Genomic DNA, 9756 nt, shown 5'->3' with positions numbered 1-9756 from the left:
CGGCACCACCTATGCCGGTCGAGATGCCGCGGCGACCAGCACCGCATGCAGCAATCTCGCCTGTATGCCCGCCTCCGCACCGTGCTGCACCACCTCGGCGAACGCGGTTCCGAGCGCCTGGCCCACATCGAATTCGCCTGGGGCCGCCGACTTCCCGGCTATACCGGCTCGCCAGTCCCGGTAACCGCTCACCACTTCCGCGAGCGTGCGATCCGGCTGCGGCTCCCGGCGCAGGTATTCCCCGATCAGGACACGCTGCGCCTGCTTGCGCGCCACGCCGCCACCGACGTCGTCGAGGGCCCGGCCGAACTCGCGGAGCGTCGCCGGATACAGGTCCGATCGCACCGGCTCGCCGCCGGGTCCCGAGGCCGGGACGGCCGCCGGCTCTTGCGCCGTGCGCAGGTCGAGCGTCATCGAGCTGGTGGCACCCTCGTCGCCCGGTTCACGACTCCATCGCACCGTGCCGTGTTCACCATCGAGCTCCGCCACCGCGACCGAATTCAGCTGGATCATCGGGTAATCGGTGAGAACCCGGTCCACCGCTGCCAGAAAGTCACGTATGGGCGACAACTGGAGGCCGGGTGTGTCGAACCCGGTCACCTCTACACCGTGGCGCTCGGCCACGGTCCGCGCCAGCCAGCCGATCATCGGGTCGGACGCCCCCTGCTCGCGAGAGCGGCGCCGATCATTCCCACGCTCCTTGTCGCGGGAGGAACGGTCGGATCGTGGCGGGGAACCGTGCCGGGGATTCGACTCCGGCCGGCCGGGAGATCCGGGCTTTCCGGGAGATTCGGTCCTTCCCGGTGTGCCGGAAGGGCGAGGCGGCTGCCCTCCCCACGGGGTGTCGCCCCTTCTCGTCGGTGCCGCTCGGCCGCCGGAGGAGGCGTCGGTGGCTCGCGGCGCGGCGCGGCGGTCGGCAGGAGGCGGTGCCGACGAGGACGGCGGCGGCGCCGAAACGGAGGAGGACCGGCGACCGGCGTCACCGGCCGGGCGCCGCCCGTCCTGCCCGGACGGATCGGACGTCGGCCGATCCTGATTCCACGGCGAGCGGGACTGCGCCCCCTCCTGCGGGACGGTCCGCCCCGGAGAACCGTTCGGTGACTGCGAGCCACCGGCCGGAGGCTGTTCGGCGCGCTGCGCCCCGCCGGCGCGCTGCGCGGGACCGTCGGTGACCGCGGGGTTGCGCGCCGGGGAGGACGCGGCGGGGTCGTACGGGACCTGGGTGCCGGTATCAGCCGGCGACGGCGGGCCGGCCGCATCATCCGGTCGAAGCGTGGACGAACTCCCGCTTCCCGGAGCCTGATCACCCGCCGCGTCGGTCAGCCGGGCGGCGTTGCCGGCATCTTGGGCGTCGAATTCATCTGCGACACCGATGATTCCGGACGCCGTGCTGTGCAAGCCCTTCTCCATCGCCCGCACATTGGCCAGCATCTGATCGGCGTGCGGTGTGAACTGCTCGGCGAATTGCCGGCCCATATAGTCGTCGCCCCAGCTACCGCGAGCCTGATCCAGGCAATCCCGCAGTCCCGCATAGGTCTGCCCGACCCGGTCGGCGAGTTCGCTCAGCCGTGCACCCCGTTCGCGCAGGCCGGCCAGGTCCAGCCGAAGTTCGCCGCTCATATCCCGCCTCGAACCGTCAGCGCCGGCCGCCGACCCGCAGGCGGAGCCGTCGCTCGAAGTCGGTTACGAAAACCGACAAGGGCACGGACGAACTCGAGCGCTCCACGACACCGTCGTCGGCGACATAGAAGACCGCGCGGTCCAGGGCAATGTCGTTGTCCGGCACCGGCGATCGCACCATCCAGCCCACGCTGACCCGGTCGGCGCGCAAGGACGAGAGGGGGTAGTCCGCAGTGTCGTACCCGCGCTCACGGATGTGATCGCGGACCAGGTTCAACGCCTCCGCTTCGCCGATCCCGGCGACCTCGCCGGCAACCAGATCCGCGAGGACGAACTGGAACAGCGCACCGGCGACGTCGACTCCGGTGCCGTCACCGACCACCTGCACGATCGCCTCACGGGTCACCGCGCCGGCCTGCGCAGCCGATACCAGCAACTCGGCGGCATCCGGCGACGGGTTCTCCGCCACATCGGCGACTACTCGCGCCACCGTGTCGGCCGTCCACACCGCGGGCAGCGCCGCCGCGCATTCCGGCACCGGAGCGGATTCGCCCCGGTACCACTGCCCCTCCTCCCACCAGTAACAAAACGACAGCATGCCGGTGAGCACCCGCGGATTGAGCACTGGGTCGGCCACCCAGTCCGGTGCTCCCGCAAACACATTCGGCATCGCGCCACCCCCGTTGTAGGCGACGTCCAAAGCGGGGGCTTCCCATACTCCGCCCGACAGCACCGCCCGATCCCCGGGAAGCAACGTCAACGTCGAGCCGCTGTGGGCCGCGCTTTCGAAGATGCCCACGGACGGGCCGATTCGTGGCCCCCGTTCCGAGCCGACCGCTACGAAGGCCGCGGCCAGCACCGCCCACCGTGCCCACAGTATTCGCAGGTCCGGCAACTCTCCGGTGACCGGCACGGCCCGCACGCTCGCACTCCGGTCCGCCCGCATTCCGTCCCAGGCGGCGCGCGGTGGCCTCGACTGGGACGCACCGCGCCCGATGTACGCCGCCAACCACACCGGCAGCCGACGGCGCGGATGTTGTTCCAGGTCGGCCAGATACGCCTGGGGTGCGAACAGTTGCTCACCGGGAAACGGCTCGGCCCCGTGATCGACGACGACCTCGGCTTCCTCCGCGTCGGCGCGCACCACTATCCGCCACCACGGCTCGCTCGTCAGCTCAGCCGAAATCTGCCGGTGGCGCCGCACCGACGCCCACACCTCGTCCGACACCTGACACCTGATCGGTTCGCTACCGTCATCGACCAGGAACAACGCCGACTCGGTGACCACGGTCACCGCGAACGATGCCTCCAACCGTTGCCATCCCGGCGGCGCGAGCTCGCGCAAGCCCGCGGTGATCCGGTCCACCGAGTCCGCGAGATCCTCAGCCCCGGCCCCGATCACCACACACTCCCTGATCCACGAAATACCGGTACGCGGCTGCGCACCTCGACCTCGGGAGGAGCAGAAGCAATTCCCACCACCGCCTCGATCTATCGCTCGTCAGGGCCGCATTCGGATCGAGAATTTCGTAACCGAGGCCCGCATGCAACCGGGCTGCTATTGCCAGCCCTGGTAAGTGGGCCGCACGGGATCCGGAGTTCGCCGAGGGCACTCGCCTAGTGATTCGGATCGGTGTTCGTTCCGTGCGCGGCGGCCGCGAGGCATTCGGCGGCGATCCGGAGGGCGCGGGGCAGTTCATCGCGGGGCACGGCGGTATATCCCAACGCGATGCCGAACGACTGCCGAGGTCCGGCGTGGTGGCGGGCCAGACCGTCGAGGAGGACACCGCGACGGCGGGCGAGCTCGATCGCGCGGCTTTCGGCGACCGCATCGGGGAGGGGAACCACCAGGTGTGATCCGGCGTCGTCACCGCGGATATCGAGACCGTGGCGCCGGAGTTCGGCGACGGTGAGGGTGCGCCGGGGCGGCACTTCCCGGCGCAATCGGCGCAGATGGCGGGCAAGATCGCCGTGGCGGGCGAGTTCGGCAAGCACCAGCTGCCCGGCCGGGGCCGGCCACGCGCCGGTCGATTCGCGGTGCTCCAGTACGGCCGCCACGATCCAGGGTGCGGCGACCAGCCATCCGACGCCCAGTGTGGGAGAAAGGATCTTCGAGGTGGTGCCGAGGTGGACGACCAGGTCGGGCGCGAGCCCGGCGAGTAAGGGCAGCGGTGCGCTGTCGTAGCGCAGTTCCCCGTCGTAGTCGTCTTCGATGATCACCGCGCCGGTGCGCCGCGCGAAGTCCACGAGCTCGACCCGGCGACCGGCGGGCATCCGTACCCCGAGTGGAAATTGGTGTGCCGGAGTGCAATACACCGCGCGGACATGTGCGGGAATCGATTCGACCAGGATTCCGTCGCGGTCCATCGGCACCGGCACCACCTCGACTCCGGCGGAACGGAAGGCGCCGACCGCGCGCTGGTATCCGGGGTCTTCGATGGCGACGGCATCGCCGGGCCGCAGCACCGCGCGAGCGAATTCGGCTACGGCGGAACTGGTTCCGGCTGTCGCGATGATTCGCGCCGGTCGATCGACGCGCAGTCCGCGATGGCGCAGCAGATGTTCGGCGACCATGGCCCGATAGCCGGGATCGCCGGCGCGCTCTTTGCGCACCGAGGGGCCACGATCGCCGGCCGCGCGCCAGGCCCGCCGCCATGCGGCGGTGTCCATCGCCTCCGCGCAGGGGGCGCCGGGCGCGAGGTCCAGCAGCTCCCCGGCGGAATCCGGATCCGCCTGAACGGCCGCGTGGTTCGAGGCGGGATCGGGTGCCGCGGTGAGGTAGGTCCCGGATCCGTGCCGCCCGCAGATCCAGCCCTCGGCATGTAATTGGTCGTAGGCGGCGGTGACCACGGTGCGGCTGACGCCGAGCCGGGCGGCGAGGGCTCGCGAGGAGGGCATTCGGTCACCGCCGCGGAGTCGTCCGTCTGTTGCGGCGTTGCGCAGCTCGTCGGCGACCTGCACCGACAGTGGACGCCGGTCCGATCGATCGATCGCGAGCGGCAGCTCCTCCACGGTTGCCCTCCGATCCGCTCGAAGTGGACTGCTCGAAAGCCGGTGTATTGGCCATTTCATCATGCCATTCGCCGCGCGATGCTGTTCACATGACCGCCATGCCAGTTCCCAGACCTGCGCTTTCTCCCACCCGCCGCAGTACGGTCAGTCGTTACCGGGACCGCGCGGCGACCGACCGCGCGGCGTTGGACGACGTTCTCGACGCCGGCCTGATCTGCCATATCGGCGTGCTGCTGCACGGTGCCCCGGTCGTGCTGCCGACCACCTACGGGCGGGTGAACGACACGCTCTACCTGCACGGATCGACCGGTGCCGGCAATATGCGCGCCGCCCTCACCGGCGAGATCTCGGTGGCGGTGACGTTGGTCGATGCGATCGTGTACGCCCGTGCGGCCATGCACTTTTCGATGAACTACCGCTCGGCCGTCATCCATGGGCGCCCGGTCGAGGTCACCGATCCCGAGGAGCGGTTGCGCGCGCTGCGCGCCATCGTCGAACATTCCGCCCCCGGCGCCTGGGACACCGTGCGTGCGCCCGACAAGAAGGAACTGGCGGCCACCCTGGTTCTGGCTCTCGACCTCACCGAAGCCTCGGTGAAGACCCGTACCGGCGATCCCTCCGACGATCCCGCCGACCTGAACAGCGACGCGTGGGCGGGTCTGCTTCCGGTCCGCCATGCCTTCGGCACCCCGATCCCGGCGCCCGACCTCGTACGCGAGGGTGGGATCCCCACGCACGTGCGGGCGCGCACGGATTCTCCGAGCGAGGATCCGGCACGGACCGAGCGTGCTCCACAGTCGGTGTGAGGAGATTCGGGCTCACGTCCGCCGTCCTCACCAGACGGTGACCGGCACCTCCAGCCGCTCGATCACCGTGCGCGCGAAATCCGCCAGCGCAGTGGAGGTTCGCATCCGCTCCTGATCCAGGCCGACCAGTGCGAGGGTGTACGTGTGCCCGATCCGGCACAGATAGGCCGCGAGTCGGGTGCGGGGGAGCGCCGTCGGTTGCAGTCCGGGATGGATGGCCCGGGCGGCGACGCCGGTGCAGCGATGGGAGCCCAGCTGTGCCAGCGAGGCCGGGAGGGTGCCGATATTCGAGCACAAAATGTCCCGTTCGCCCGCGCCGCGGGAGACCCGATGCGCCACGCGTGCGGGCAGCACCTGGAGCAGTTCCGCGGGCATGCCCGGCGGGCCGGACATCCGGTATTCGTATGCCGCACGGCACTTCTCGCGGAGGGTGGCGGGTGTGTCGGTGCGCTCGACCGTCACTTCGGTCATGGCCATGTCGTTGTTGACGCGGCGGTCGTCGCGGGTGTCGACGGGCACGGCGGCGGTGATGGTCGGAACGGGAAAGCCGCTGTCCCACAGTATTTTCGCGACGACATGAAGGAAAAGGCTGTTGGCGGTTCCGCCCCGCCCCGCCGCGGCCAGCTCCCAGTCGGCCGCCGGAAATTGGAGTACCGCATCGGAGGTCGCCGCCGTCTCGGCGCTGCGGCCCGTGCCGCCACCGGAGTCCCGCGGTACCCCGTGGCGCAGGGCGCGCGCGGTGCCGGACGCCACGGTGGACCACTGCCGGGCGGCATCGGCCCAATCCGACTGTGGGGCGGCATAATCCGTGACCGGCGTGCCGGACAGTGCGTGGTCGACGGCCAGTGCCAGGCCGCGTCCGTCGGCGAGGGCGTGAGAACACGTCAGCGCCACCACCGAACCGCCCTCACGCAGCGCCGCCGCGGACAGCCGCCATCCCGGTCCGAATTCCGGATCCAGCTCGTAACCCTGTTCGTCGGCCCAGCTCAGCAGATCAGCGGTGGTGATACCGCCGCCGGCGATGCGCAACGGATGAGCGCCGTCGTTGCGCCGCCAGTACGGCCGCGCCCCCGGCACCCGCGGCCGGACGACACGGCGGCCGAGCGGGCCGACGCGCAGGGCGGTGTGGATCTGTTCCAGCAGCCGGCGGTCGATGGAATCGGCGGTGCGCCACAATCCTTGCAGCGCACTGGGAGTGCCCAGACCGCGATGGGCGCGCAGGAAGATCTCGTCGACGACGGTGAGCCGGCCCATCGCCGCTCAGGCCGACGATCCGTGCCGGCCCGCGCCGCCGGCGAACCGTTGCGCACCCTCGAGCGCGCCGTCGGCCAGCGCGGTGAAGCCGTAGCGGAACTCGCGAGTCATCGCCTCCGATTCGTCGAGCCCCCACTGCTCCAGTGCCGACATCCGATCCGACCGCAGGCACGTCTGCGGCAGCGCGGCCAGTTCGGTGGCGAGCCGCTCCGCGGCGGCCCGAGATTCGCCGGGGGCCACGACTTGGCTGACCAGTCCGATCTGCAGTGCCTCGGGTGCGGTGACCGCACGGCCGGTCAGGATCATGTCCATCGCCCGGCCGTGGCCGACGATGCGCGGCAGTCGCACCGTGCCACCGTCGATCAGGGGAACGCCCCAGCGGCGGCAGAACACGCCGAATGTGCTGTCCTGCTCGGCGATTCGCAGATCGCACCACAGCGCCAGTTCCAGTCCACCGGCTACGGCATAGCCGGATACCGCGGCGATCACCGGTTTGGACAGCGTCATGCGGGTGGGGCCCATCGGCCCGTCGCCGTCCTCGGCCGCCCGGTTGGACTTCTCGGTGCCCAGCGATTTCAGATCCGCCCCGGCGCAGAAGGTGCCGCCCGCGCCCCAGAGCACCGCGACCGCCGCCGTGTCGTCGGCATCGAATTCGCGGAACGCCGCCGCCAGGGCCTGCGCGGTCGGTCCGTCGACGGCATTGCGTGCCTCGGGACGATCCAGGATCACCGTGAAGACCGGCCCGCTGCGCTCGATTCGTACGCTCACGAATTCGACCATACGGCCCGCCCCGGCCCTTGCGTCAAGAAATGAATATGTGATTCACTTCTTGCGTGGCGTACCGCAGAACCCCCGCCGTGCAGGCGCGACTGGACGCCCAGTCGCGCGCCATCGTGCACGCGGCCATGAAGGTGCTCTCGGAGCAGGGCTTCGCCGGGCTGTCGATGGCCACCGTCGCCGCGGAGGCCGGGGTCGCCACCGGAACCGTCTACAAGAGCTTCAGCGGTAAGGCCGAACTGGTCACCGCCGTGTTCCGGGACGTCGTCACCCGGGAGGTCGCCGCGGTCGCGCAGGCCGGGGCGGAGGGTGGTGTGGTCGAACGCGTCACCGCCGCGGTGGAGACCTTCGCCGGGCGCGCGCTGAAGAATCCCAAACTCGCCTACGTCCTGCTCGCCGAACCCGTGGACGCGAGCGTCGACACCGAACGCCTGCGCTTCCGCAGGGCGTTCGCCGAAACCTTCGAGACCGCGATCGCTGACGGTGTCGGCGCCGGGCAACTGCCGCCCCAGGATCCGCGCACCACCGCCACCGCCTTGGTGGGCGCCATCGGTGAGGTGCTGGTCGGACCGCTGGCCGAGCAGTTGCAGAGCGAATCCGTGGTGCCCGAACTCGTCGCCTTCGCCCTGCGCGCCCTCGGCGCGCACGAATAGGAGAACTCATATGGCCACCCACGAAGTGTTCAACCAGGTCCCGCCGATCACCCCGTTCGACTTCTCCCGCAATCCGGCCCTGATCGAGGGCCTGCACCGCGAGGGCGCCGGCTGGGCGGAAGCCGAAGTGCGCGAATTGGGCGCGCTGGCAGGTAGTTTCGAGGCGCAGGAGTGGGGCAGGCTCGCCAACGAGTACCCGCCGGTGCTGCACACTCACGATCGCTACGGCAATCGGGTCGACGAGGTGGAGTTCCACCCCTACTGGCACAACCTGATGGACGTCGCGGTGCGGCACGGCCTGCACGGCAGCCCCTGGCTCGACGAGCGGCCCGGCGCGCACGCCGCCCGCGCCGCGAAGTTCTACACCTGGGGCATCGCCGACGCCGGACATATGTGCCCCATCTCCATGACCTATGCCGCGGTTCCGGCATTGCGTCACAATCCCGAACTGGCCGCCCGCTTCGAGCCGCTACTCGGTTCGCGCACCTACGATTTCGGCCTGCGCGAACCCTCGTCGAAGGCCGGGCTGATCGCCGGGATGTCGATGACGGAGAAGCAGGGCGGCTCCGACGTCCGCGCCAATACCACCACGGCCACACCGCAATCCGACGGCACCTACCGCATCGTCGGGCACAAGTGGTTCACCTCCGCGCCGATGTCGGACATGTTCCTGACGCTGGCCCAGGCGCCCGGCGGCCTGTCCTGCTTCCTGCTGCCGCGGGTGCTGCCCGACGGCACCCGCAACGCGCTGCGGCTGCAGCGCCTGAAGGACAAGCTGGGCAACAAGTCCAACGCGTCGTCGGAGATCGAGTACGAGAACGCGACCGGCTGGCTGGTCGGCGCCGAGGGGGCGGGTGTGAAGACCATCATCGAGATGGTGAACATGACCCGGCTCGACTGTGTGATCGGTTCGGCGACCGGCATGCGCACCGGTGTGGTCTACGCCGCCCACCACGCACGGCATCGGGAAGCGTTCGGCGCCAAGCTGATCGACCAGCCCGCCATGCGCAATGTGCTGGCCGATCTCGTAATCGAATCCGATGCCGCGACGACGGTGATGATGCGGCTGGCCGGTGCCACCGACCGCGCCGCGGCCGACCCGGCCGAGGCGGCACTGCGCCGAATCGCGTTGGCGGTCACCAAATATTGGGTCTGCAAGCGTGCCCCGGCGCACGCGGCCGAGGCGCTGGAATGCTTCGGCGGCAACGGCTACGTCGAGGAATCGGGTATGCCGCGGCTGTACCGGGAGGCGCCGCTGATGTCGATCTGGGAGGGCTCGGGCAATGTGGCGGCGCTGGACGCCCTGCGCGCCATGGGCCGTCAGCCGGAGACGGTCGAGGCCTACTTCAACGAGGTTTCGCTGGCCCGCGGCGCGAACCACCACCTCGACGACGCGATCGACCGGATCGGCAAGGAGCTCACCGACCTCAGCGATATCGAGTTCCGCGCCCGGCGCGTGGTCGAACTGATGGCGTTGGTACTGCAGGGCGCGCAGTTGGTGCGGCACGGACATGCCGCGGTCGCGGATGCGTTCTGCGCCAGCCGATTCGGTGGTGACTGGGGGATCGCCTTCGGCACCCTCCCGGTCGGGGTGGATACCGAGGCGATCCTGCAGCGCGCCGTCGTCTGATCCG

8 protein-coding genes are annotated in these 9756 nt (G+C 70.2%); 3 read left to right on the top strand and 5 right to left on the bottom strand.

The window, feature by feature from the left end; genetic code table 11:
• Positions 1-9 precede the first annotated feature (9 nt).
• The 3 genes from NMI01S_RS10040 to pdxR form a co-directional block, all read right to left on the bottom strand.
• Positions 10-1620 carry a hypothetical protein gene (locus tag NMI01S_RS10040; protein WP_062995872.1) on the bottom strand — a complete coding sequence of 537 codons (1611 nt, stop codon included), beginning with the start codon at positions 1618-1620 and terminating at the stop codon, positions 10-12.
• 16 nt (positions 1621-1636) lie between these two features.
• Positions 1637-3022: a hypothetical protein gene (locus NMI01S_RS10035; RefSeq protein WP_063920703.1), complete on the bottom strand. Its 1386-nt coding sequence runs from the start codon at positions 3020-3022 to the stop codon at positions 1637-1639.
• Positions 3023-3237: 215 nt separating this feature from the next.
• Positions 3238-4632: a MocR-like pyridoxine biosynthesis transcription factor PdxR gene (gene pdxR, locus NMI01S_RS10030; protein ID WP_245716805.1), complete on the bottom strand. Its 1395-nt coding sequence runs from the start codon at positions 4630-4632 to the stop codon at positions 3238-3240.
• Between the two features lie 89 nt (positions 4633-4721).
• On the opposite strand from pdxR, the gene NMI01S_RS10025 reads away from it, so the two are divergent.
• Entirely contained in the window at positions 4722-5438 is a 717-nt protein-coding gene (locus NMI01S_RS10025) for a pyridoxamine 5'-phosphate oxidase family protein (RefSeq protein WP_062995870.1), read from the top strand.
• A gap of 27 nt (positions 5439-5465) precedes the next feature.
• Here NMI01S_RS10025 and NMI01S_RS10020 read toward each other — a convergent pair whose 3' ends face one another.
• Positions 5466-6692, bottom strand: a complete 1227-nt coding sequence (locus NMI01S_RS10020; protein ID WP_062995867.1) for a hypothetical protein — start codon at positions 6690-6692, stop codon at positions 5466-5468.
• Positions 6693-6698: 6 nt separating this feature from the next.
• The gene (locus tag NMI01S_RS10015; protein ID WP_062995865.1) at positions 6699-7472 is read right to left on the bottom strand and encodes a crotonase/enoyl-CoA hydratase family protein; all 774 of its coding nucleotides are present in this window, start codon (positions 7470-7472) and stop codon (positions 6699-6701) included.
• A gap of 53 nt (positions 7473-7525) precedes the next feature.
• On the opposite strand from NMI01S_RS10015, the gene NMI01S_RS10010 reads away from it, so the two are divergent.
• The gene (locus tag NMI01S_RS10010; protein WP_062964864.1) at positions 7526-8122 is read left to right on the top strand and encodes a TetR/AcrR family transcriptional regulator; all 597 of its coding nucleotides are present in this window, start codon (positions 7526-7528) and stop codon (positions 8120-8122) included.
• A gap of 10 nt (positions 8123-8132) precedes the next feature.
• Positions 8133-9752, top strand: coding sequence for an acyl-CoA dehydrogenase family protein (locus tag NMI01S_RS10005; protein WP_062995863.1), 1620 nt, complete (start codon positions 8133-8135; stop codon positions 9750-9752).
• The last annotated feature ends 4 nt before the right edge of the window (positions 9753-9756 follow it).

Origin of the sequence: Nocardia mikamii NBRC 108933 (genome assembly GCF_001613505.1) — a bacterium.
GTDB classification, from domain to species: Bacteria; Actinomycetota; Actinomycetes; order Mycobacteriales; family Mycobacteriaceae; genus Nocardia; species Nocardia mikamii.
Note: the sequence above shows the minus strand (reverse complement) of the source record. Positions and strands in the feature narration are given on the sequence as shown.